Genomic DNA, 23726 nt, shown 5'->3' with positions numbered 1-23726 from the left:
TCATTGTTTGTCAGACATAAATTATTTATTAGTAGAAAAAATAGCTGATTTTACGTAAGTTATTTTTTATATTCACAATTTTCATATCCATATTCAGCTTTGAAATATATGTAGCGTTTTTGTGTTCAAAAAACAAACTACTCTCCATTAAGCGTACATTCAAAATTTGTTCGTTCAACAGTACAGCGGGCACGCTTTAGCACACTCATCATTGTTGCATCGTATACACCTTGTTTTGTTAAGCTGAGGCGACCTTCACGTAAAATTTTTTGATACTTAGTTTTGTCTTCTGCTGAAAAATTAATTTTAATTTTTGAGGGTACGCCCATTTCCAGCCGTTTTATCATGGCAAAATTCTGAGGTAATTTTTGTATAAACCAAGCACGTGACTTTAAACCGAAATCTGTGGGGAACTTATCACTTCGGGCAATTAAATCACCCGTAACGTTAACTACGGGGAAAGTAAACATTGCCCCTTTCAGTCCCACTCCTTTACCAATCTCTAAAGGTTTATAAGCATAAGCAGGTGCCGCAATTGCATCGACTTGCCCACTATTAAACTTTTTCACAAAATCGGTAATTTCTGAAGGAATAGGCTGAGCGCCAACGCTTTCCACCATAATTTTCTGTGCCGCGTCATATTGCAAAATAGCAAATTTGGTCCCACGTACTTTTTCAATTGAGTTGAGGTTTTTATCTCTCACAAATAAATAAGCCAATCCAATCTGAACAATACCAACGACCTCGTAATTGCTTCCATTTTGTGCAGTGACCATACGATGTTTATTACGCTTATCTAAAACATAACTAATAGCTTTTTGGGCGATTGCATTACTGGTTACCCCTCCAATCGCATCAATCGAACCTGCAAATTTATTATAATTTCGCGCCCTCATCGAGGTCATATAAGCGGCGTCACATTTTCCTTCACGCAGTCTACGGTCAACTAAGCCTTCATCTTGAAATGGAATTAAAGTGATATCTGCTTGCCATTCTTTCGCTGCAAGCGCCCACTCTTCCATCATTTTATAGGATTCACCTGACTTGCCCAATAAATCAAACACACAGACATTTTGCCCTGCATGCACTGTCCCCACAGCACAGCAAAATGCTGCGCCAATCATCCCCAATCTTTTTTTCATTTGACTTTCCTTAGTCTAGTTTTATTAGCAACTCATTAATCAACCAAATTTTAAACTGTTTTTATTTTAGCCATATTTTTTTAAAAGTATTCTATCTTGTTAAATATTTTGAAAATTTCGGATGAATAGCAAAATTTAGAATGTCTGGATATATCTGATTATTAATACCTGCTCACTAAAATCCGGAAAGTTTTGTTTTCATCGGCAGTTCTCTTTAAAATACAGCATCCCTAACTCACCTCGATACAATAAGATGATTCAATTTGACCAAGTTTCTTTACGCCGCGGTGGACGTGTTCTATTTCAAAAAGCGTCTATGCAATTACACCCAGGTTGGAAGATTGGTCTAACTGGGGTAAATGGTGCAGGTAAATCGACCTTATTTGCTGCATTACTTGGAAGTTTAGGTGCAGATGAAGGTTCACTTACTCGTCCTTCAGGCTGGACCGTGGCGCATATGGCGCAAGAAGTAAAAGCCCTAGATATGCCTGCAATTGATTTTGTTCTTTCAGGTGATGAAGAGTTTTGGGATATTCAAAATAAGCTTGCTCAACCAGATCAACTGACTGATTTTGAACTGGCTAAATTGCATGGCCGCTTCGATGAAATTCATGGTTATTCAGCGCCCTCTAAAGCTGCACAGCTCATGGCAGGTCTTGGCTTTCTAGAAAATCAATTACGTTTGAACGTTGAGAGCTTCTCGGGTGGATGGCGTATGCGTTTAAATTTGGCGCGTACATTGATGAGTCGTTCTGATCTACTCTTACTGGATGAACCAACAAACCACTTAGATTTGGATGCAATTCTGTGGTTAGAAGATTGGCTTAAAGCCTATGAAGGTACACTCATTCTAATTTCGCATGACCGCGACTTTTTAGATGCGATTACAGATCACATTCTTCACATTGAAAATCAGGAACTCACGCTTTACACGGGGAACTACTCTACATTTGAAACCACGCGTAGTGAGCGTCTTGCCCAGCAACAACAAGCTTTTGAGAAGCAGCAAGAAACTCGTGCTCACTTACAAAAGTTTATTGACCGTTTTAAAGCAAAAGCGACTAAAGCTCGTCAGGCACAAAGTCGTATTAAACAACTTGAGCGCATGCAGCAACTTGCACCAGCCCATGTAGATACGCCGTTTACATTTAGTTTTCGTGAACCGACTAAAATGAGTTCACCATTGCTGACTTTAGACAATGCCAGCATTGGTTATGGTGATAAACAGATAGCTGAAAAAATCAGATTACAAATTACACCAAACTCACGTATTGGTTTACTGGGTATGAACGGCGCAGGTAAATCAACATTGATTAAAAGCTTGGTGGGTGATTTACCACTCTTGGCAGGTGAACGTAAAGCTTCCGAGCTGCTTAATATTGGTTACTTCGCGCAGCACCAAATGGATGCTTTAGATGGTCACGCTAGCCCAATGCTACAGCTTGCACGTATAGCAGATAAACAAATTAGTGAAGCCACTCTACGTTCATTCTTAGGTAGTTTTGGCTTTAGTGGTGAACGCATGGATACGCCATGTGAAAGCTTTTCTGGTGGAGAGCGCGCTCGTTTAGCCCTAGCACTCATTGTATGGCAGCGTCCAAATGTTTTAATTCTCGATGAACCAACAAACCATTTAGATCTTGATATGCGTCATGCACTAAGCATGGCATTACAAGATTTTGAAGGTGCAGTTGTTCTGGTTTCCCACGAACGTCAACTTATTGCAAGTGTATGTGATGAGCTTCTTTTAGTACACGGCGGTAAATGTACTGAGTTCGAGGGTGATTTACAGGACTATGCTAAATGGCTACGTGAAGCCCGTCAGCAACAAATCAATGCTCAGACTGCTGTCGCACAGAATAATTCGTCCTCTGCCGCTCCAGCGCCTGCTAAAGTTGATAAAGAAGCACAGCGTAAAGAAGCCGCTCGCCGTCGTGAACAGACTCGACCTATTCGTAAAAATATTGAAAAGGTTGAATCACAAATTGAAAAGCTACAACCACAGCTCGCCAAAATTGAAGAATCCTTAGCAGACACATCTTTATATGAGGCTGCACGTAAGGATGATCTACTCAAACTTATGAATGAGCAGACAGAGCTGAAAGCTAAACTTGAGCAACACGAAGAGCAGCTTTTAGAACTCATGATGGAGTTAGAAGAAATGGAAGCTTCTTTTGATTAATCCATTTTCTAAAATAAAAAAGCCGATTTCTTAATCGGCTTTTTTATTTGTTAATAAGGCGTATAAAAAGCCCCTAATTCATTTAAATTAGTATTTATCGGTAAAGGCCAAACATTGCTTGATAAGCTGTCTGCAATATATAAATCGTATCCGCCTCGTCCCCCTGTTTGTCCTGCAAGAGACACCACCATATATCGCTGATTTAAAGGCGCTGGATCGGAAACATCATAATTAATGCTGTTAAATGGCAAACGTATAGTTTTTTTATTAGCCATATCATAAATATAGATCTGGTCATGAGGATTTGTTGGGCTATACCAGCGCACATATAAGAACCGACTTCCTTGCCACCATACTGGATAATATGAAGCGATATTAGTCAGCTGTGTATCATAAGCACCCGACTGATCAATACTGAAAATTCTAGAATTATTTCCAGCACCTTTCGCATACAAAATTTGGGTGGTATTCACTATCGGATAAGGCATCGATTCTTCTATATCCCAACCATTTTGAGTCACAGAAGTCATCGTACGATCCGTCATTTTAATGATTTTTAGATCGCCATTTTGTTTAAAAATAATACGTTGGTTATCTATGAATTTAGGATCTTCATCGCGCTTATTATTACCCTGAGTTAAGTTAATGGGTAACTCAGTGCTTCCGACTTTCCACACATATACATCCCATGCATCACCATAATGCTGCCCAGAATTCACTCCCATAAAAGTTAACCATTTTCCATCTGGAGAAAAATGGCCATTCATCATATGGTCAATTTTCCAATTTGCGCCGAGTAATGTGGTTTGCTGTGTTGTGAAGTTATAAAGATAAAGCCTACTGTCCCATGCCTCATAATCACTATAACGATGAAATACTAATTTTCCATAAAAGGTGGGGGTTATCGCAGCATGTAATTGAAATACACTAGTGACAAAAACAATGCTACCAAATACAAGTTTATAAATCTTTTTCATAATTATATTTCCTATTGTTATTAGTAAGTACCACATAGAGAATATAACTTCGAATAGTTTACTTGTTAAACAAAATACTTTTTTCGGATACAAAAAAGGGCTAATGATGATTAGCCCTTTACCATAAAAAATCAATTATCTAAATTTTTTATGATTTTCATTTCTTATTTTGACTAAATTAATTGCTTCAGTTTTGGCTAGATCTAATTGTCCTTGCTCAACTAAAACAGTTACTTTATCAATTTCGGCAACAAGCTGATCTAAACCAGCTTGATACTCTTTTACCTTTAAATTTTCTGATGGCAAACCTTCGAGTTTATGCGGCAAATATTGCTTAGAAGAAACTGCGGCTTCACGTATTACCACAAGCTGTTTTTTCACGTTATCAGCATCTTTCGCTTCAGCAAATGCTTTAGTACTCTTAGCTAAAGTTTTCATATTCGTTTCTAGGTCTGCTGCCCAAACAGTAGAACTTCCTAAAAACACACATGAAATTAATAGACTAGCTAATAATTTCTGACTCATCACTCTCTCCCTAGACTGATTTAGAATCATCTTAAGAATTAAGCATCAATATCCGCATTTAAAGCATTCTCTTCGATGAATGCACGACGTGGTTCAACATCATCACCCATTAAGCAAGAGAACATACGATCTGCTTCAATCGCATCATCAATTGTCACCTGCAACATATTACGGTTTTCAGGATCCATTGTTGTTTCCCACAGCTGTTCAGCATTCATCTCTCCAAGACCTTTATAGCGTTGGATCATCATACCGCGGCGTGAATCTTGCAAAATATGTTGCCAAACTTGATGGAAGTTAGCCACTTGAATACGGCGGTCACCTTTTTGTAAAAAAGCACCTTCTTCAAGTAAAGTGAACCAACTCTTCGAGTTTTTCAATAAACGTGCATATTCAGCTGAATTCAATAAAGCTGCATCAAGTAAATACGCATGCGGCAGATTATGAACATAGACAGTAATACGCGGCCAATAATGCGCAGATTTTTCACCTTGAGCATTTTCACGCTCAAATGCCTCTAAAGAGATTTCTGGACGTAAACTTGGCTGTAATCTGGTAATGATATCGCGTACTTGATCTGCCCATTGTTGTACATAAGCTTCATCATGGTTTTGATCACTCTTGAATGCCTCTACTTCAAGTAAAGCGTCCAATAAGCTTGCCGGATAACGTAAAGTTAAGCGCTGTAAGCTCTTTTGTGAAACTTGATAGTCCTGAATCACTTTCGCCAGTGCTTCACCAGTAATTGCAGGTGCTTCAGCATTGGTATGCAGAGATAGCTCATCAATTGCATTTGAGATGAGATAAGTTTCCAACGCATCATTATCTTTGATGTATTGTTCTTGCTTACCTTTCTTCAATTTATACAAAGGTGGCTGAGCAATATAAATATGCCCACGCTCAACCAATTCCGGCATTTGACGGAAGAAGAACGTTAACAACAAGGTACGGATGTGAGAACCATCGACGTCGGCATCGGTCATGATAATGATTTTATGATAGCGAAGCTTATCAGGGTTATATTCTTCACGACCAATACCACAGCCAAGTGCAGTGATTAAAGTACCCACTTCCTGACTAGAAATCATTTTGTCAAAGCGTGCACGTTCAACGTTCAGGATTTTACCTTTCAACGGTAAAATAGCCTGCATTTTACGATTACGACCTTGCTTAGCACTACCACCAGCAGAGTCACCCTCGACTAGATATAATTCAGAAAGTGCTGGGTCTTTTTCCTGACAGTCAGCCAATTTACCCGGTAAACCTGCAATATCAAGTGCACTCTTACGACGTGTCATTTCCCGCGCCTTACGTGCGGCATCACGTGCACGCGCAGCATCAATAATTTTACCTGCAATCGATTTTGCAGCTTGCGGATTTTCAAGTAAGTAAGCAGAGAACTCTTTGTTCATTGCTTGCTCAACCGCTGGTTTTACTTCACTCGATACTAGTTTTTCTTTCGTTTGAGAAGAGAACTTCGGATCAGGTACTTTGACCGAAATAATCGCGGTTAAACCTTCACGGGCATCATCACCTGTCACATTGACTTTTTCTTTCTTGAGAATGTTTTCATTTTCAAGATATTGGTTAAGACCACGTGTTAAAGCCGCACGGAAACCTGCTAAATGAGTACCGCCATCCTTTTGAGGAATATTGTTGGTAAAACAACGCACGTTTTCTTGATAACTTTCATTCCACTGCAATGCAACTTCTACACCAATACCGTTTTCTGTATCAGCAGTGAAATGGAAAATCTCGTTTAGATGAGTTTTACCTTCGTTAATGTATTTTACAAACTCAGATAAACCACCTTCGTAGTCATATACGTGCTCAAGGTTAATACGTTCATCACGTAAAACAATACGCACGCCCGCGTTTAAAAATGAAAGCTCTCTTAAACGACGCGCTAAAATTTCAACGTTAAAAATAGTTTGACTAAAAGTTAGTTCACTTGGCCAAAAACGTACAGTTGTACCACTGCTATCCGTTTCACCAATCACACGTAATGGATATTGCGGATCACCGTGGTGATACTCTTGTTCGTGCACTTGGCCAGCGCGATTAATAATTAAATGCAATTTACTTGAAAGCGCATTTACAACTGAAACACCTACGCCGTGCAAACCACCTGAAACTTTATAGCTGTTGTCGTCAAACTTACCGCCTGCGTGCAAGATCGTAAGAATTACTTCCGCTGCAGACACCCCTTCTTCAGGGTGGATATCGGTTGGAATACCACGGCCATTATCAGAAACACTTACCGATTCATCTTCGTGAATCGTGACAATAATTTCGTCACAATGCCCAGCTAAAGCTTCATCGATTGCGTTATCGACAACCTCGAATACCATATGGTGTAAACCGGTACCGTCGTCTGTATCCCCAATATACATACCCGGACGTTTACGAACTGCATCTAATCCACGTAATACTTTAATACTAGAGGAATCATAAGCCTTTTCATTGGTTTGTTCTGTTTGAGAGGCTGATTGAGACTCTGAACTCATGGTTTCTCCCTAGCAAATATAGGTTTATTCAAAGATGGGTAACATCAAAAAATTATGGTGAAGCAAGACTAACTTGACCGGATTCAACATTGAATAATTGATATGAAATAGACAGATCATGTAAGTGTTTTTTTACCGATGCATGATCTAAAGTTGTCATAAAAACCTGGCTACCAAGTTGGCTTAATCGTTCAATTAAACGTTGTTGTGCGGTTAAGTCTAATTCTGCTGTCAGATCATCTAATAATACCACAGTTTCCTTATTACTCGCATGTAACATTGCAATTTGTGACAGTTTTAAGGCAATAATCAAGAGTTTTTTCTGACCTCTTGATAAAACTACATCAGCATGTCCAAACGGGGTTTTTAAGCGTAAATCTGCACGATGTGGGCCATATTCGGTATAGCGTCGTTCGACGTCTTTTTGGTGTTGATTCAGCAAGTCTTGCATGAGTCCCTGCTCTGTATGAAAACCGGGACTATATTCCAGTTCAATCTCTAGATCAGGTAGCAATTGACTTAAATCATTTTGAAAAAAGACATTCCATTGTTCCACAATACTTAAACGCTGAGAGTGTAAAATTTCACCATAATCACTCAACATTTTATTCCACGGCTCTAAATCCGCTAGAGAAATATTCCGTCTGGTTTTAAGTAAAGTATTACGCTGCTTTAATGCACGAGAATAATATTGCCAAGCAAAATAAAACTCAGGTTCCACGTGGAACATCAGCCAATCTAAAAGCTGGCGCCGAGGTTTCGCCCCATGATCAATAATATCTGTACTTTGTGGATCAATATGCTGCAAAGGCAGCAGTTTAGCGAGTTGTCCTTGTGTAGCCACTGTATCGCCATTGACCTTCATCAACTGCTCACCAGAGGCTAACTTTTGCATACCGATTTTTTCAGTTGCAGATTGCGCGAAAACAATCGCATCTTCAGCAGAGTATTGAATATAATTTTTAGGTATGTGGGTACGGAACGACCGCCCTGTTGCAAGCAAATGGATTGCTTCCAGTATTGAAGTTTTTCCTGAACCGTTAGCGCCATAAAATACATTAAACGGTTGCAACCCTTGGAGTGCAACCGTTTTTAAATTACGCACACGTTCAATATTTAAACGCGTAAGATGCATATTAGATAGCCAGATTATACACGCATCGGCATAACGACATAGGTTTGATCAGGATGTGCCGGATCTTGAACCAATACAGATTGATTTGCCTCAGTCATGCTCATATTTACATCATCACCATCAAGCACACCTAAAACATCCAGCAAATATTGTGCATTAAATGACATTTCAAGCGGTATGTTTTGATACTGAATCGCTAAATCTTCAATCGCTTCGTCTTGTTCAGGGTTATTTGCACGTAGCTGTAAAGAATCTTGATTAAAATTCAAGAAAACGCCACGTAACTTCTCATTACTCAAAATTGCGACGCGTTGTAATGATTGTTTGAACACATCATGACTAATTAACACATGTTTATCGCCACCACGTGGAATTACACGACGATAATCAGGGAATTTTCCATCAATTAATTTCGTCGTAAAACGAACAGTGATATCGCCCTGCTCTTTGTCACGACTTGGCGTATTAATTGTGACATTTAACAATTCACGACCAATCAGCAACGTTAATTGTTCATCTTCAATGCTAAGTAAACGCTGTAATTCACCAACAGCTTTACGAGGCACAATTGCTTGGACCAATTGAGATGATGTAGAAGAAGCAGTAATTTCACATAGTGCTAAACGGTGACCATCTGTTGTTACTGCACGTAATTGATTTTCATCAATTTCTAATAAAGTACCCGTTAAATAGAAGCGTACATCTTGTACGGCCATAGCAAAAGCCGTTTTTTCAAATAAACGCTTTAACTCCCGTTGAGTGACTTGTACTTGTGTACCTTGACTATTTTCAGTGGTCAATAATGGATAATCTTCTGCCGGTAAAGTACCTAATACAAAGCGGCTATTACCAGATTTTAAAATACATCTTTGATCTTCAGTAATTTGTAAGTCAATCAATGCAGCTGTAGGCAATGATTTACAAATTTCCATCAACTTACGAGCAGGAACAGTTGTTTCACCTGCTTCAATGCATGCCCCTTCTGTTAAAACAGTACTGGCAACAAGCTCAACTTCTAAATCAGAACCGGTAATGGTGAGTGCCTGAGCATTAGTCTGAATTTTGACGTTTGAAAGAATATTCAATGTATGACGACGTTCTACTGCACCGACAACATGCGATAAAACATTGAGTAAGCTTTCTTTAGCGATTTTCAAACGCACGATTCATTCCTCTAGCAACTTGGAGCAAATATTTCATTTTTTAGCTGTGTACTATGCTGCACTTACGTAGACTTTGCAACAACGTCTTATCATTTCATTAACTCTGGAGTAGACGCAGTAAATTTTTATAGTCTTCGTCAAAAATCGGATCTTCTTCACGTAGACTTACTACTTTTTCGCATGCGTGCATCACTGTACTATGATCACGTCCACCAAAAGCCATTCCAATTTCGGGAAAACTATCACCAGTTAATTCACGAGCAAGTCCCATTGCTAACTGACGTGGTCGCGCATAGATTCGAGTCCGCTTTGGTCCTACCAATTCTTTTAAAGGAATACGGAAATATTCACTCACCACACGTTGGATATTTTCTACACTAATTGTACGTGCACGGATTGCCAACACATCTTTTAAAGACTCGCGGACAACATCAAGATCAATTGGTGCACCTTTAAAACGAGAAATTGCGACGACTTTATTGAGTGCGCCTTCAAGTTCACGTACGTTGGCAACTACTTGTTGTGCAATAAATAATGCACAATTTCGAGGTAAATCAACGCCGCTATTTTCGGCTTTTTTCAATAGAATTTCGATACGAGTTTCAATATCTGGCGGTTCAACGCCTACTGAAAGTCCCCAAGAAAAGCGAGAAACCAACCGCGGATCTAACTCGGTCAATTCTTTTGGATAACGGTCTGAAGTTAAAATAATCTGTTTAGATTCATCAAGTAATGCATTGAATGTATAGAAGAATTCAACCAAACTTGCTTCTTTACCTGCTAAAAGATGAATATCATCGACCAACAATAAATCTAAAGAGCGGCAATTTTTCTTAAATTCTTCAACTTTGCCTTTTTGCAAAGAACTTACAAAATCCTGAACAAAGCTCTCAGAGGTCATATACATCACCCGTGCATTAGGCTTGGCTTGCAATAAAGCATTACCAACTGCCTGCATCAAGTGAGTCTTACCCAATCCTGTCGGACCATATAAGAATAAAGGGTTATGCTGTGAAGCACCTAATTGTGTTAATACCTTTCTACATGTTTCAGCAGCCATCTGGTTCGAACGACCTTCAACAAATAAAGAAAAAGTAAATTGGGGGTTTAATAGTTTCTTTTTCGGTGTTTTTGGGTTCACTACACTATTAGTAGTAGGTGAACTGGAAATAGAATCTGGTTCTTTTTTTACTTTAATACTTTGTTGGGGCGCAGTTTGCAAAGCAGCAGTTGTAGTTGCTGGCTGCTCACCTGATGACAAAATACTACCAGGACGAGAATCAACTAAAATCTCAACCTGACGTACACGCCCTTCTGATAATTGTTCGGCCAATATAGAAATTAATTCTAAATGGTTCTCTTGAATGTAACGCGTCCAATAAGGGTTAGGTGCATAAAGACGCAGTGTTCCTTCTACTTCTTCAGCAACTAATGGGCGAATCCACATCGCAAAGACGTTATCAGAGAGCTCTTGTCGCAAGCGAGTTAAGCAGTCTGTCCAAAGCATGTGTATCCCCTATTTCTGCGTTTTTAAATTCAAATAATCTAAAGATCAACCCTTCCTAACGAGAAGGGGTCGCCATTCTAACCAAGTTATCCACATCTGTCATGACGATTTCGGTTGATTTTGTCTAAAAAGAAATCTCTTGTGAATAAATTTAAATTCAAAATGGCTTGTGCATAACTTTTTGCACAACCTGTGGATAAATTAACACATAAACTTATCCACAATCCATAAATATAGTAAAAACAGAGTTATCAACAACTCAAATATATGTTTTTTAAATTTAAAAGTGAGAAATCCACAGAAAAAGTTATCCCTAATAAGAATAAATTTAAATTTCTAAATTTGAATTTATTTAATAGGGTGGCGATCTTTTGTGGATAACTACAAAATATGAATTTAAATTCAAATACAGTGAATCTAAACCAAGATAGCATCTTGTTTTGTTGATAAATATGTATATAAGGTGTGTATATATTAAAAGTTCTAATAAAAATAGACAATTACTTTGTGTATAACTTTTAAAGCTATATATTGCACTCAATTATGACCGTGATAAAAAGAAGAGAAGAGATTAAAAATTTGGGTTAAATACAAAACTTTCTTGGTTTTTCATTGACAGCGTAAACATTGCACAATAAAATCGCGGACCTTTATAGAAAGATCATTTTTGGGAGTTTCAATATGAAACGTACTTTCCAACCATCTGAATTAAAGCGTAAACGCGTTCATGGTTTCCGTGCTCGTATGGCAACTAAAGCTGGTCGTCAAGTATTAGCTCGTCGTCGTGCAAAAGGTCGTCATAGCTTAACTGTTTAATACTGTTACGCTGACCAGACTTGGGTGTGATGACACTTTACAGTTTTAGCACAGACGTGCGAATACGCTGTGCTGCAGATTATAAAAGTGTATTTGATGGTGCGCTTTTTAAAGTGCATCAACCCCATTTTTTATTTCTTGCAAAATTAACCGAACAGCCTAAAAGCCGTTTGGGTATTGTTGTTGCTAAGAAAAAAGTGCGCCGAGCGCATGAAAGAAATCGAATAAAACGTCTTGCTCGTGAGAGCTTTCGTCTACATCAGCCGAATTTTGGATCAGACATAGATGTTGTGGTGATGCCGAAAGTTGGTATAGAAACGATTACGAATGCTGAGCTATATCAACAATTAGACTTTGCTTGGCAAAAATTACAGCGCTTAGCAAAAAAACATTCTAAAGTTGGCACAACCTCGCAGAATTAAGAGATAGCCAATGGTCCGTTTTCTACGTTGGTTGATTCGACTGTATCAAATTGCGATTAGTCCGCTTCTTGGACCCCGTTGTCGTTATATCCCGACTTGTTCCCAATATGCGATAGAAGCATTGCAAACTCATGGTGCGATAAAAGGCGTTTGGTTATCTTCTAAACGGATATGTCGTTGTCATCCGTGGGGAGGATCTGGATATGATCCAGTACCGCCAAAAGCAATTCGTTTTATTTCGTTTCATCAAATAGATTCTCAAACGCATCATGTTGCTGTACCCTTTCGTGATCGTTTACTGAAGCAAAATCTCTCTAACCATTTGGGGTAATAGATATGCAACAATGGGCCAGGTTTGCAATTCTCGGGGCCATGTTTGTCACCGCATATTTGCTCATTTTGGCTTGGCAAAAAGATTATGGAAATGCTGCAACTGCACCGCAACAACAAGCGGCAGCTGTAAGTTCGCATGAAGTATCTGCTGATTTGCCAAATGCTAAAAATGCAACAGTGGCTTCCGATGTGCCACAAGCAAATATTGCGCAGTCACAAACCACAGATGCAACTGCACCTGTGAATCAACAGCTTATTTCAGTACAAACTGACCTTTATCATCTTTGGATCAATCCAAAAGGTGGTGATATTGTTCGTATTGAATTACTCTCACACGACAAAAGCAAAGACAGCGATCAACCTTTTGTTATGCTTGAAAATGATGCCAAGCGTACATATGTTGCTCAATCTGGCTTAATTGGTTTGAATGGACCAGATAGTAGTCGTGGTGGTCGTCCATTATATGCTGTTGAAAAGACATCATATACTTTGGCTGATGCTAAAGGTGTACAGGACCAAAAGGGTCAATCTGAAAAAGTTTTAAACGTTCCAATGGTATTTAAAACACCTGAAGGCGTTGAAATCATTAAAACTTTTACCTTTACCCAAGGTCAATATCCAATTGTTGTAAAACATCAAGTAATTAACCGTAGCCAACAAAGCTGGCAAGGTCAGATGTTTGGACAATTAAAGCGCGATAATTCTGAAGATCCAGGTAAATCTTCTCAAGGTATTTTCACTCTAGGAACTTTCTTAGGTGGAGCTTGGGGAACGCCTGATGCACATTACAACAAGCTTAAATTTGCTAATTTCTCAGAAGAAAAAGTAAATACTGAAGCGAAAGGTGGATGGGTTGCGATTGTTCAGCATTATTTTGTAAGTGCTTGGATTCCTGGAAACCTTAAGCTGACTCAAGCTAATGGTCAGCCTTATGTAGCTAAGCTTGAATCTCGTCAATCTGCTGATCACATGAATATCATTGGTTTTACCTCACCAGTGATTAATGTTCCGGCAGGCACTTCAATGGAAGTGGATGCAAAACTTTATTCAGGTCCGAAAGTACAATCTGAATTAAAAGATTTAGCTGTTGGTTTAAATCAGACTGTTGATTATGGTTGGTTATGGCCAATTGCTAAGCTCTTGTTCTTAGGTCTTCAATTCTTCCATAGCATTGTGGGTAACTGGGGTTGGTCAATTATCTTACTTACTATTTTAGTAAAATTGATTTTGTGGCCTTTATCTTCAAAAAGTTATCGTTCTATGGCGAAAATGCGTGTGATTGCACCAGAAATGCAACGCATGAAAGAAGAGTTCGGTGAAGACCGTATGCGCTTCTCGCAAGAAATGATGGCGCTTTACAAACGTGAACAAGTAAATCCACTTTCAGGTTGTTTACCATTGTTGCTACAAATGCCAATTTTCCTTGCTTTGTACTGGGTACTCATGGAAAGTGTGGAATTACGTCACGCACCGTGGTTAGGCTGGATTCAAGACTTGTCAGCAATGGATCCTTGGTTCATCTTGCCGTTAATCATGGGTGCTACTATGTTTGCACAGCAAATGTTGAACCCACAACCGGCTGATCCAATGCAGGCAAAAGTGTTCCGCATTATGCCGATTATGTTCACGGTATTTATGTTGTTCTTCCCTGCCGGTCTCGTACTGTACTGGATTGTGAACAACAGTATTACTATTTTACAGCAGTCGTTTATTAATAAGAGCGTTGAGAAAAGTCGTATCAATAAGACTGAATCAGCTTCTTAATCGTTGAACTTTTGCTGAATAAATCCGCTTAAGATGGTAATCTTAGGCGGATTTTTCTTTGGCTGGATTTTAGGTTTTTAGGTGAATAATATGCAAAGTCAAACCACGATTGCCGCAATTGCAACGCCACCTGGGCGTGGTGGTGTGGGCGTGATTCGCCTATCTGGACCTAAGGCTTATGAAATTGCTCAAAACCTGACACAAAAAAACTTGCCAGAAGCGCGTATGGCGGGTTTCCGTAAATTTTATGATGCTGATGGCAGAATTATGGATGAAGGGATAGTTCTATGCTTTCCCAATCCTCACTCGTTTACAGGTGAAGATGTTGTAGAGCTACAAGGTCACGGCGGTCCAGTCATCCAAAATGCCTTGCTTGGACGTCTATTTGAGCTTGGCGCAATCGCTGCAAAAGCCGGCGAATTTTCCATGCGTGCTTTTGAAAATGGCAAGATGGACTTGGTGCAAGCGGAAGCGATTGCCGACTTGATTGATGCGACTTCGCAAGCTGCGGCACGCTCTGCGGTTCGCTCTTTACAAGGCGCTTTTTCAACAAAAATTAATACCGTTTTAGAAAAACTGATTCATTTACGCTTGCATGTTGAAGCAGCAATTGATTTTCCTGAAGAAGAAATCGATTTCTTGGCAGATGGCAAAATTTTAGCTTTACTTGAAGACGTTCAGCAGTCTGTACATGCCGTTCAAACCTCTGCACGACAAGGGCAATTACTCCGTGAAGGTCTACAAGTCGTTATTGCGGGTAAACCAAATGCGGGTAAGTCGAGCTTGTTAAATGCACTTGCTGGTGTTGAGCGTGCAATTGTGACCGATATTGCTGGTACAACTCGTGATGTTTTACATGAAAAAATTAGCTTAAATGGTCTACCAATCACCTTAACAGATACAGCGGGTCTTCGTGAAACAGGTGACATCGTTGAAAAAGAAGGGATTCGTCGTGCAATCAAAGAAATTGAACAAGCTGATTTGTTATTGCTGGTTTATGATTTAAACCAAGGTGATGACCCATTAAAACTCGCTCAAGAGTATTTTGCGGAACATATTGAACCGCGTCGTTTAATGTTAATTGGTAATAAATGCGATTTAACTGGTCAATTAGCTGAAATAAGCGATTTTCAAGGTTTCCGTCATATAACCGTTTCTGCAAAACAAGAGATGGGCGTACAAGGCCTCGTAGACGCGATTACAGCGCATGCAGGCTTCCACCCTGAGGAAGACACCTTTATTGCAAGAACACGTCATTTAGACGCAATGAAGCGCACGCAGCTCTATCTTTCAGAAGCACGTGAGCAATTAGTTGTGTTTAATGCAGGTGAACTGGTTGCTGAGTCACTACGTCTTGCCCAAAATGCTTTAGGTGAAATTACCGGTGACTTTAGTGCCGATGACCTATTAGGCAAGATTTTTGGTTCATTCTGTATTGGAAAATAATTACAAAATTCTGAATGATGCACATCGCTGTGTCATTCAGTCACCTTGTTAACCGTATCTCTTTAGAACCTTTAAAAATTCATCTAGCTCATTTTGATCAATTTGTGCGTCTTTGAGCACGTGATGATGTAAATGCTGTTCCATTAATTCACTCATCAAACCGTTTATTGCCCCTTTAATTGCAGCAACTTGTTGTAGTATTTCTATACATGAAATATCTGGCTGTTCAACAGCATGCTCAATGCTGTTGATTTGTCCTTTCAGTCGTTTTACACGATTAACTATTTTTTTATCCTGACCAATGTGACTCATCTGTGTTCTCTTGTATAATTCAATATACTGGTAGGGAGTATATTGGGTTTAAATATTATGCAGGATCATAGTGTATCACGTCATCATCAACATCAGTTTGATGAAGGAAATCCACTTGCACAAAAACGTATTTTGATTGCAACGATTTTAACGGCATCTATGATGGTGTTAGAAATATTCGGTGGATGGTTTTTCAATTCAATGGCACTACTGGCTGATGGTTGGCATATGAGTTCACATATGTTGGCACTCGGTTTGGCCTATTTTGCTTATCGTGCAGCTCGTCATTATTCCAAAGATCATCGATTTAGTTTTGGAACTTGGAAAATCGAGATTTTAGCGGGTTATAGCAGTGCAATTTTGCTGATGGTTGTTGCCATTTTTATGGCTTTTCAGTCGATACAACGTTTATTTAATCCAGTTGAAATTTTTTATAATGAAGCTATTCCGATTGCAATTTTAGGTTTGGTGATTAACTTGATTTGCGCATGGTTACTTCATGATGATGGGCACCATCACCATCACCATCACCATCACCATCACGAGCATGATCATGGGCATCATCATCATGATTTAAACCAAAAAGCTGCATTTTTACATGTGGTTGCAGATGCAGTAACTTCCGTTTTTGCAATCATTGCTCTTTTTGCAGGTAAATATTTCGGATGGGATTTTTTAGATGCACTTTTAGGAATTTTAGGTGCTATTTTAGTTGCAAAATGGTCTTTGGGCTTAATGAAAGAGACAGGAAAAACCCTTCTAGATGCAGAGATGGATCATCCGGTAGTTGAAGAGATCTGTGAAGTAATTGCTGAGTTTCCTAAACATATTGAAATTACGGATATTCATGTTTGGAAAGTCGCGAAAGGTAAGTTTTCTTGTATTTTGGCGCTCGAAACTGATGATATTTCTTTAACCGCAGACCAGATTCGTCAGGCTTTATCAATTCATGATGAAATTGTGCATATATCGGTAGAAATTAATACTCTAAAACCTATTTATGTTCCACGTGAAACATTGGCATAACTGAGTGTGAGTTTGGTTATAACTCGGTAATCAGTTCTGTTTTCAAAAGCTGAACTGATTAAAATGATCTCCTCTCCTACCTGTGAGTCGGTTTTATGCTTAAAAAATTAGGAATATTGGCATTATTTAGCTTAACTACAAGTGTGAGTTTTGCTAATGTAGATACTGTTAGGGAAAATATTAAAAAACAATATCCTAATTTGAAAATTAGCAATATTCAGAAAACTGAAATGCCTGGGCTATATAGCGCTAATCTTGATCAACAAATCATTTATGTTGGTGAAGATGGGCAACATATGTTTGTGGGTTCTATGATTCGGTTAAGAGACCAGAAAAACTTAACCAAAGATCTAGTTTTAGGACAGAACTCAATTGATTGGAAACAGCTGCCTTTAAAAGATGCAATTAAAACAGTCAAAGGTAATGGCCAGCATGTTTTAGCAGTTTTTTCTGATCCAAATTGTCCTTATTGTAAGCAGCTTGAACCTGAACTCGACAAGCTTAAAGACGTGACTATTTACACGTTCATCTATCCTTTAAAACCACAGTCTATTGTTGTTTCTAGACAAGTTTGGTGTGCACCAAATCAATCTTACTCATGGAAAAAACTGATTCAGCAAGGCGTTAAACCAACGGTTACGAACTGTCCAAACCCCATTGACCGTAATTTGGAACTAGGAAAAAAACTAGGCTTTAATGGGACTCCTACCCTGATTTTTGCAAATGGCTTTAAACTGGTGGGTGCACGATCTGCTGAAGAAATTCAGGCCGTATGGAAAGAGTTAGGTCTTTAAAATAAATTTAAAAAAAGCACCATAAGGTGCTTTTTTTATAAATGAATTAAAGTTTAGCTTTTTCGTGCAATCAAGTTGTAGATAAAAAGAATAATGACTGCACCAATCACGGATGCGATAAAGCCAGCAGCTGAGTTTTCGCCGTAAAGTCCAAGTAAGCGACCACCATAAGTGGCTAAAAGTGAACCTGCAATACCAATCAAGGTTGTTACGATGAAACCTGCTTTATCATCCCCAGGATGCAAAGCACGAGCGATTAAGCCAGCAAAGAAACCAACTACAATAGCGACAATAAGTGACCACATATTTGTTCTCCAGTTGTTTTTTTGATGAAGTTAATGATTTTGCTTCATATTCTATCGTGCGGTAGAGCTGTCTATTTTGTCTGTAGCAGATTGCGACTTTTTGTGTCCTTTTTGTTCAAATCTAAAGTTTTATATAAAAAAATAGCACCTTACGGTGCTATTTCTCTGAAATTTATAAACCAATTTCACCAATAAACGGTAAATGGCGATATTTCTGGTCATAGTCTAAACCGTAACCTACAATAAACTTGTCTTCAACTTCAAAACCTAAAAATTTCACTTCTAGATCAATTTCACGGCGAGATGGTTTACTCACCAATGTGCACAATTGAATCGAATTTGGTTCGCGAGTTTGCAACATTTCCATCACTTTGCTTAAGGTATTACCTGAGTCGATAATATCTTCAACAACCAATACATCTTTACCGCGAATTTCACCATCAAGATCTTTTAAGATTTTAACATCTCGACTTGAAGTCGTACCGCCGCCGTAACTAGACACTGTCATGAAGTCGAGTTCATGCGGTTTGGTAATTGTACGGCACAAGTCTGCCATGAAAATAACAGAACCACGAAGTAGTCCAATAAGGACCAATTCTTTATCACTATTTGCATAGTGAGCGTTAATTTGCTCGCCGAGCTCTTTGACTTTTGCTTGAATTTCTTCGGTTGAAATCATGATGCTCATTGCAACAGTCATGGCAGATTCCTACAAGATATAAAAGAAAAAATAAAAAAGGTGTTGACCAGCAACACCTCGAAAATCTGAGTTAATGGTAAAATTTTAAAGCAAAATGACGTTTCATGCACCCTTTGATGGCTGTGAAATTTTATCATTTTGCGGAATATGTCGATCACGCTTTAACGCAATAGCACATATTCCAAATAATAACAAAAACTTAACAATGCCTTTTTTATTTGGCTGTTTCTTTTTGATAAGCACGGTTTCCATAAATATAAGTCGCCTCAATATTACGGTCATCACCTAAAGTGAATAATGCAAACAGTGAATCTTCAACAGATTTAGATTTAGACTGGCGAAGTTCCTGTAATGCTGTTGGCTTAAGATTTAGTACTACAAAGTCTGCTTCTTTACCGACATTGAAGTTACCTAACTGATCTTGTAAATCAAGCGCTTTTGCTCCACCTAAAGTTGCATGATAGAGCGCTTCATAAGCTGAAAGTTTATCACCTTGTAACTGCTGAACCTTATAAGCCTCGTTAACGGTTTGCAGTAAACTAAATGATGTACCAGCACCGATATCTGTACCCAAGCCCACTTTCACTTGTTTTTCCCATGTTTTTTTCAATGGAAATAAACCACTGCCTAAGAACAGGTTTGATGTTGGACAAAATGCGATAGCCGATTGCGTATCATGCATACATTGCCATTCTTGATCTTCTAAGTGAACGCAATGAGCAAATACAGAACGTTTACCAGTCAGGCCATAATGTTGATAAACATCTAAATAGCCAGCTTGTTCTGGAAATAAAGATTTCACCCAAGCGATTTCATCTTTGTTTTCACTTAAATGGGTATGTACATAAACATCTGGAAATTCTTGTTTTAACTGCCCTGCTCTTTCTAATTGCTCAGGTGTAGACGTTGGTGCAAAACGTGGAGTAATCGCATAGAGAGCACGGCCCTTACCATGCCATTTCTCAATCAGTGCTTTGGTGTCGCTGTAAGCTGTTTCTGGCGTATCACAAAGCGCTTCAGGGGCATTGCGGTCCATAAGTACCTTACCAGCAATTAAACGCATCTGAACGTGTTCTGCGGCTTCAAATAAGGCATCAACAGACTCGGGGTGAACTGTACAGAAAACCAGTGCTGTGGTTGTACCGTGTTTCAGTAGTTCTTGCACAAAGAACTGGGCAATTTCACTTGCATATGCTTTGTCCTGAAATTGGATTTCAGTTGGGAAAGTATAAGTATTGAGCCAGCTTAAAAGTTGTTCGCCGTAAGCTCCCACCATTTCAGTTTGCGGGAAATGAATATGGGTATCAATAAAGCCGGGTACAATCAATTGTTCTGGATAATGTTGAATCTCAACCCCAGCAGGTAGATGCTGTTGAGCGTCTTCCCATGCACCAAACCATTTGATTTTTCCATGTTCACTAATCAATACACCATCTTCTAGATAACGCACTTGATTTGGAATATCAGTTGGCTCAGAGACAGTTTGTTGAATATCTAAAAAACGACCACGCACAACGGTGGTATTTGCGATCAATGACATGGAAAGCCTTTATATTTTCACTTTTTTCGATTGATTGTACCCCACTTAGCCAAGATTTAAACGGTATAACGTTTACTTAGGCCCCATTCTGCTAAAATCCGTCGATAAGTCGTTGATGAACGGTCTGCTTCAAAATGTGCCTCCATCATTAAATCAAGCGGAAGGTCTTCTGGCTTTTGTGATTCGACCATGTCTTGGTCTTCAGCAAAAATTTGGGCATTAAATGCATATACCTTTTCTAAATCACCTGTTTGGTCAAAGTTACGGGTGAGAGGAACAAATAAACGGGTTTTATTACTTGAGATAGGACAACAGGCATTCAAAATTTTTAAGACCCCACCTTCTGGAAAATCGACCGTGAGTACGGCTGAAAAAGGTGGATAGACATCAAAGGTGCGCTTCCACAAAAAGCCTTCTGGCTCGAGATGTTTTAGTTCATGTGGATAATTACTGACATTGCTGATATAGACCGTTTTTAAGCCATAGTCGGTACGTTCAGTGTGATATTTAGGGACGATGGGGTTATCGCGATTCGCAAAGGCATTGTGATGTACCCACGCAAAATGAGCGACATCGATAAACCCTTCAAGTTGACGTCCGCTAGAACCACCAATATCCACGAAAGGCGGTAAAATTGATTGATGCTCTGCGTGGTCCCAAGTATCTAATACAGGAATATTGGCTTTAGCAATATCACGACCATGAATACTGGTCCAAATGAGGCCATATCTTTGCACAACTGGAAATTTGGTCAGAGAAAAACGATCAGAAATTTTAGTCAGTTCGGGCTGAGCTGGTATTTGGGTACATTTCCCTTCAGTGTTATAGCGTAGACCATGATAAGGACAGACAATCTCCTCACCATCCACCCAACCTTTGGTTAATGGCACCCCACGATGTGGACAAATATCTCGAACTAGATGAATTTCCCCACTTTCTGTTTTATATAATGCCATATTGACGTCTAGTAGCGTGACTCGTTGAGGTGCAATAGAGACATCTTGAGTGCGTGCGACGGGATACCAATGAGTAGATAAAATTTCCCAATCTTTTGCTTCAAAACTGCTGTTACACGGCATTGCTAGCGGCGTTAAAGTTGGAATAGCATTCATGGCATCACTCCTTAAAAAAATCAGGGCTCTCGCGAGCCCTTAAAATCTAGGCTTTTTTCTTTTTAGGAGATGCAAAGAGCTTGCCAATATTAATTTTTAATTAAAGAAATAAGAATAAAAGTATTAAATTACATGATATTAAGTCATTATGTTTTTGAATTTTTGTTCTAATTTAGCTTTAAAAACCAAAAATTATTATTCGCTATATACTTAAAACGCACTGATTGACTGCGTGGAAGGCACAATAAAAAAGCACCTAAAAAGTGCTTTTTAAAATACCTCTAGGCACTTATTACTCGACAAAATAATGTGCTGCAAAGTGAGCATCATTACCAATAATGTCATAGCAATCTTCACGAATAGACATGCCTGCACATTGATGTCCGACCATCCATAAACCGAGTGTAGGTAGTTGTCCTGAAAATAATGGGGTATCTACCCATTTCTGTACGACATAACCATATTTGTCATAGTCATCAAAATAAAAGCTACCAGAAGCCGCGCCTTGGTCATGACCATCTTGTAAAACTCGAATATTGGCCCCTTCCCTTGCCAAAATCGGCTTTTTCACCCATTTGCCAGACAAAGCTTGTTGCGGGTCATATGTATGGGTTTCGACCAACAATGGATGGTTTGGATAACGCTTCCAAAGCTCAACCAAAATTGCTTTATTTGAAAGTAACATTTTCCAACAAGGTTCAATCCACTGTGTTTGTGGATGGATATATTGAGAAAATGCTTCTTCCCAGATCCATTCCCATGGATAAAGTTTAAATATATTTTGAATGGGGCGATTATGCAGATCAACAAAATCTTGCCCGTTCCAGCCTATGTTTTCCATAGAAAGCTCGGAAACTTGTAGATGAGCTTGATAAGCAGTATCCATCAAATACTCTAAATTGCCCCAGTCTTCCCTTCCCGCTTCCTGACAAGCAGCAAAATGCACATGGCTACCACGCGGTAAAATTGTCTTCCAGCGTTTAATCAGATCTTCATGAATGCTATTAAACTGGTCTCGGTTTGCAATGCCCGAGACTTGTTCTATCCACAGCCACTGCGCGACAGAAGCTTCAAGTAAACCAGTCGGTGTGTCGGCGTTATATTCCAGCATTTTGATATTTCGCCCATCGTAAGCGAAATCAAAGCGGCCATACAGCATGGGAGCATTTTGTTTCCATGAATGTTCAATATGGTTTATGGCTGTTTCTGGAATTTGAAAGTAAGCAGGATAGTTTCCTCGTTGAATGAGGTCTCCTACTACCAATAAACACATCTGATGCAGTTCATTTGCCGCATCTTCGAGTTGTTCAATCTGTTTAAGGGTAAACTCATACGCAACTCCTTCCGACCAGTAAATTGAGCCATCGAGAGAAGGTAAATTAAAATAATCAAAACCAATATTTTGATGCTCCACTTGCCAGTCTGGTCGTGGAGTAAATATTTTTCTTTTCATATTGAGTGAATGCCTAAAGACTTAGCCGCCGAAAGAAAAACCGCTACGGCCAAAACCACCACGAATTGGGGATGAAAAAGATGAACTTTTCGCTGTGCTTGAAATAATTGGTCGGCCTACACTCAAATTGCTGTAAGGATGTAAGGTATTACCACGAAAAGAAACTTCCCGATTATTTCGATAATACGCAGGACCTAAATAGCGACCACCAACATAGCTAGAACCATGTCCACTGGAGCTATTTTCTTGTTTACATGTTTCATTATTCCAGTCGCGAGCACAGTCATATTGGTTGTTATATACGTCTTGTACTAAAGGACCATCATTATGGCTACATGCCGTGAGTAATAGAGGGACAACGACAAGATTAATTTTTTTAGAACGCATGAGACTCCACACATTTTAATAAGTATGTTCGGCATAAAATACCGAATAGCTGTTATCTATTATGTTTCTGATTAGGAAAGATAAATTTTAAGTTGGCATATAATATTAATCTGTTTTTTTAAAGTACAGTCTATTTTGAAAATTTAGATAACAAGGCATCTCACGTGTAGATGCCTTG

22 protein-coding genes are annotated in these 23726 nt (G+C 39.0%); 8 read left to right on the top strand and 14 right to left on the bottom strand.

The features are described 5' to 3' along the window. Nucleotides 1–137: 137 nt before the first annotated feature. A complete protein-coding gene (locus tag MKX14_RS17960) occupies nucleotides 138–1142 on the bottom strand; it encodes a putative solute-binding protein (RefSeq protein ID WP_108008823.1) in 1005 nt (334 codons plus the stop codon). A 253-nt stretch (nucleotides 1143–1395) separates the two neighbouring features. Between MKX14_RS17960 and yheS the strand changes: the two genes are divergently transcribed. After that, complete coding sequence (gene yheS / locus MKX14_RS17955; RefSeq protein ID WP_108008821.1) at nucleotides 1396–3324, top strand: ATP-binding cassette domain-containing protein; 1929 nt, start codon at nucleotides 1396–1398, stop codon at nucleotides 3322–3324. A 50-nt stretch (nucleotides 3325–3374) separates the two neighbouring features. On the opposite strand, the gene MKX14_RS17950 is transcribed toward yheS, so the two are convergent. The 6 genes from MKX14_RS17950 to dnaA form a co-directional block, all read right to left on the bottom strand. Beyond that, entirely contained in the window at nucleotides 3375–4301 is a 927-nt protein-coding gene (locus MKX14_RS17950) for a hypothetical protein (RefSeq protein ID WP_240283131.1), read from the bottom strand. A 135-nt stretch (nucleotides 4302–4436) separates the two neighbouring features. Continuing rightward, on the bottom strand, nucleotides 4437–4829 hold the full coding sequence (gene cybC / locus MKX14_RS17945) for a cytochrome b562 (RefSeq protein WP_240283130.1): 393 nt from the start codon (nucleotides 4827–4829) through the stop codon (nucleotides 4437–4439). 35 nt (nucleotides 4830–4864) lie between these two features. Further along, a complete protein-coding gene (gene gyrB, locus MKX14_RS17940; RefSeq protein WP_032063553.1) occupies nucleotides 4865–7333 on the bottom strand; it encodes a DNA topoisomerase (ATP-hydrolyzing) subunit B in 2469 nt (822 codons plus the stop codon). Between the two features lie 52 nt (nucleotides 7334–7385). Beyond that, nucleotides 7386–8468: a DNA replication/repair protein RecF gene (gene recF / locus MKX14_RS17935; protein WP_240283129.1), complete on the bottom strand. Its 1083-nt coding sequence runs from the start codon at nucleotides 8466–8468 to the stop codon at nucleotides 7386–7388. A 14-nt stretch (nucleotides 8469–8482) separates the two neighbouring features. Then, the gene (gene dnaN / locus MKX14_RS17930) at nucleotides 8483–9631 is read right to left on the bottom strand and encodes a DNA polymerase III subunit beta (protein ID WP_002115478.1); all 1149 of its coding nucleotides are present in this window, start codon (nucleotides 9629–9631) and stop codon (nucleotides 8483–8485) included. Between the two features lie 97 nt (nucleotides 9632–9728). Next, the gene (gene dnaA, locus MKX14_RS17925) at nucleotides 9729–11138 is read right to left on the bottom strand and encodes a chromosomal replication initiator protein DnaA (protein ID WP_002115442.1); all 1410 of its coding nucleotides are present in this window, start codon (nucleotides 11136–11138) and stop codon (nucleotides 9729–9731) included. 681 nt (nucleotides 11139–11819) lie between these two features. On the opposite strand from dnaA, the gene rpmH reads away from it, so the two are divergent. From rpmH to mnmE, 5 genes are all read left to right on the top strand, one after another. Next, nucleotides 11820–11954: a 50S ribosomal protein L34 gene (rpmH, locus tag MKX14_RS17920; protein ID WP_000831329.1), complete on the top strand. Its 135-nt coding sequence runs from the start codon at nucleotides 11820–11822 to the stop codon at nucleotides 11952–11954. A gap of 29 nt (nucleotides 11955–11983) precedes the next feature. After that, the gene (gene rnpA / locus MKX14_RS17915) at nucleotides 11984–12376 is read left to right on the top strand and encodes a ribonuclease P protein component (RefSeq protein WP_005063921.1); all 393 of its coding nucleotides are present in this window, start codon (nucleotides 11984–11986) and stop codon (nucleotides 12374–12376) included. Between the two features lie 10 nt (nucleotides 12377–12386). After that, entirely contained in the window at nucleotides 12387–12707 is a 321-nt protein-coding gene (gene yidD, locus MKX14_RS17910; protein ID WP_003656027.1) for a membrane protein insertion efficiency factor YidD, read from the top strand. Nucleotides 12708–12712: 5 nt separating this feature from the next. Then, a complete protein-coding gene (gene yidC / locus MKX14_RS17905) occupies nucleotides 12713–14473 on the top strand; it encodes a membrane protein insertase YidC (RefSeq protein WP_240283128.1) in 1761 nt (586 codons plus the stop codon). Nucleotides 14474–14563: 90 nt separating this feature from the next. Continuing rightward, the gene (gene mnmE, locus MKX14_RS17900) at nucleotides 14564–15919 is read left to right on the top strand and encodes a tRNA uridine-5-carboxymethylaminomethyl(34) synthesis GTPase MnmE (RefSeq protein ID WP_108008815.1); all 1356 of its coding nucleotides are present in this window, start codon (nucleotides 14564–14566) and stop codon (nucleotides 15917–15919) included. Nucleotides 15920–15967: 48 nt separating this feature from the next. Here mnmE and MKX14_RS17895 read toward each other — a convergent pair whose 3' ends face one another. After that, on the bottom strand, nucleotides 15968–16231 hold the full coding sequence (locus MKX14_RS17895; protein WP_046812942.1) for a metal/formaldehyde-sensitive transcriptional repressor: 264 nt from the start codon (nucleotides 16229–16231) through the stop codon (nucleotides 15968–15970). A gap of 42 nt (nucleotides 16232–16273) precedes the next feature. Between MKX14_RS17895 and dmeF the strand changes: the two genes are divergently transcribed. Further along, nucleotides 16274–17257 (top strand): CDF family Co(II)/Ni(II) efflux transporter DmeF, encoded by a 984-nt coding sequence (gene dmeF, locus MKX14_RS17890; RefSeq protein ID WP_240283127.1) that lies wholly within the window; start codon nucleotides 16274–16276, stop codon nucleotides 17255–17257. A 95-nt stretch (nucleotides 17258–17352) separates the two neighbouring features. Then, nucleotides 17353–18051, top strand: a complete 699-nt coding sequence (locus MKX14_RS17885) for a DsbC family protein (protein ID WP_240283126.1) — start codon at nucleotides 17353–17355, stop codon at nucleotides 18049–18051. A gap of 53 nt (nucleotides 18052–18104) precedes the next feature. Here the strand turns inward: MKX14_RS17885 and MKX14_RS17880 are convergent, their stop codons facing one another. The 6 genes from MKX14_RS17880 to MKX14_RS17855 form a co-directional block, all read right to left on the bottom strand. Further along, complete coding sequence (locus tag MKX14_RS17880) at nucleotides 18105–18356, bottom strand: GlsB/YeaQ/YmgE family stress response membrane protein (RefSeq protein ID WP_000269732.1); 252 nt, start codon at nucleotides 18354–18356, stop codon at nucleotides 18105–18107. A 172-nt stretch (nucleotides 18357–18528) separates the two neighbouring features. Then, entirely contained in the window at nucleotides 18529–19056 is a 528-nt protein-coding gene (hpt, locus tag MKX14_RS17875; RefSeq protein WP_004795560.1) for a hypoxanthine phosphoribosyltransferase, read from the bottom strand. Nucleotides 19057–19270: 214 nt separating this feature from the next. Continuing rightward, nucleotides 19271–20596 carry a guanine deaminase gene (gene guaD / locus MKX14_RS17870; RefSeq protein ID WP_240283125.1) on the bottom strand — a complete coding sequence of 442 codons (1326 nt, stop codon included), beginning with the start codon at nucleotides 20594–20596 and terminating at the stop codon, nucleotides 19271–19273. A gap of 56 nt (nucleotides 20597–20652) precedes the next feature. Then, nucleotides 20653–21708: an aromatic ring-hydroxylating oxygenase subunit alpha gene (locus MKX14_RS17865; protein WP_240283124.1), complete on the bottom strand. Its 1056-nt coding sequence runs from the start codon at nucleotides 21706–21708 to the stop codon at nucleotides 20653–20655. Nucleotides 21709–22000: 292 nt separating this feature from the next. Continuing rightward, nucleotides 22001–23161, bottom strand: a complete 1161-nt coding sequence (locus MKX14_RS17860; RefSeq protein WP_240283123.1) for a glutathionylspermidine synthase family protein — start codon at nucleotides 23159–23161, stop codon at nucleotides 22001–22003. Between the two features lie 21 nt (nucleotides 23162–23182). Continuing rightward, on the bottom strand, nucleotides 23183–23548 hold the full coding sequence (locus tag MKX14_RS17855; RefSeq protein WP_046812937.1) for a hypothetical protein: 366 nt from the start codon (nucleotides 23546–23548) through the stop codon (nucleotides 23183–23185). Between the last annotated feature and the right edge of the window lie 178 nt (nucleotides 23549–23726).

Source organism: Acinetobacter pittii, from assembly GCF_022449185.1.
GTDB classification, from domain to species: domain Bacteria; phylum Pseudomonadota; class Gammaproteobacteria; order Pseudomonadales; family Moraxellaceae; genus Acinetobacter; species Acinetobacter pittii_I.
Note: the sequence above shows the minus strand (reverse complement) of the source record. Positions and strands in the feature narration are given on the sequence as shown.

Bases quoted from the DNA above. Each gene is read 5' to 3' on its own strand.
- MKX14_RS17960 (WP_108008823.1), bottom strand. From the start codon at position 1,142: ATGAAAAAAAGATTGGGGATGATTGGCGCAGCATTTTGCTGTGCTGTG.
- yheS (WP_108008821.1), top strand. From the start codon at position 1,396: ATGATTCAATTTGACCAAGTTTCTTTACGCCGCGGTGGACGTGTTCTA.
- MKX14_RS17950 (WP_240283131.1), bottom strand. From the start codon at position 4,301: ATGAAAAAGATTTATAAACTTGTATTTGGTAGCATTGTTTTTGTCACT.
- gyrB (WP_032063553.1), bottom strand. From the start codon at position 7,333: ATGAGTTCAGAGTCTCAATCAGCCTCTCAAACAGAACAAACCAATGAA.
- recF (WP_240283129.1), bottom strand. From the start codon at position 8,468: ATGCATCTTACGCGTTTAAATATTGAACGTGTGCGTAATTTAAAAACG.
- dnaA (WP_002115442.1), bottom strand. From the start codon at position 11,138: ATGCTTTGGACAGACTGCTTAACTCGCTTGCGACAAGAGCTCTCTGAT.
- rpmH (WP_000831329.1), top strand. From the start codon at position 11,820: ATGAAACGTACTTTCCAACCATCTGAATTAAAGCGTAAACGCGTTCAT.
- rnpA (WP_005063921.1), top strand. From the start codon at position 11,984: ATGACACTTTACAGTTTTAGCACAGACGTGCGAATACGCTGTGCTGCA.
- yidD (WP_003656027.1), top strand. From the start codon at position 12,387: ATGGTCCGTTTTCTACGTTGGTTGATTCGACTGTATCAAATTGCGATT.
- yidC (WP_240283128.1), top strand. From the start codon at position 12,713: ATGCAACAATGGGCCAGGTTTGCAATTCTCGGGGCCATGTTTGTCACC.
- mnmE (WP_108008815.1), top strand. From the start codon at position 14,564: ATGCAAAGTCAAACCACGATTGCCGCAATTGCAACGCCACCTGGGCGT.
- MKX14_RS17895 (WP_046812942.1), bottom strand. From the start codon at position 16,231: ATGAGTCACATTGGTCAGGATAAAAAAATAGTTAATCGTGTAAAACGA.
- MKX14_RS17885 (WP_240283126.1), top strand. From the start codon at position 17,353: ATGCTTAAAAAATTAGGAATATTGGCATTATTTAGCTTAACTACAAGT.
- MKX14_RS17880 (WP_000269732.1), bottom strand. From the start codon at position 18,356: ATGTGGTCACTTATTGTCGCTATTGTAGTTGGTTTCTTTGCTGGCTTA.
- hpt (WP_004795560.1), bottom strand. From the start codon at position 19,056: ATGACTGTTGCAATGAGCATCATGATTTCAACCGAAGAAATTCAAGCA.
- guaD (WP_240283125.1), bottom strand. From the start codon at position 20,596: ATGTCATTGATCGCAAATACCACCGTTGTGCGTGGTCGTTTTTTAGAT.
- MKX14_RS17865 (WP_240283124.1), bottom strand. From the start codon at position 21,708: ATGAATGCTATTCCAACTTTAACGCCGCTAGCAATGCCGTGTAACAGC.
- MKX14_RS17860 (WP_240283123.1), bottom strand. From the start codon at position 23,161: ATGAAAAGAAAAATATTTACTCCACGACCAGACTGGCAAGTGGAGCAT.
- MKX14_RS17855 (WP_046812937.1), bottom strand. From the start codon at position 23,548: ATGCGTTCTAAAAAAATTAATCTTGTCGTTGTCCCTCTATTACTCACG.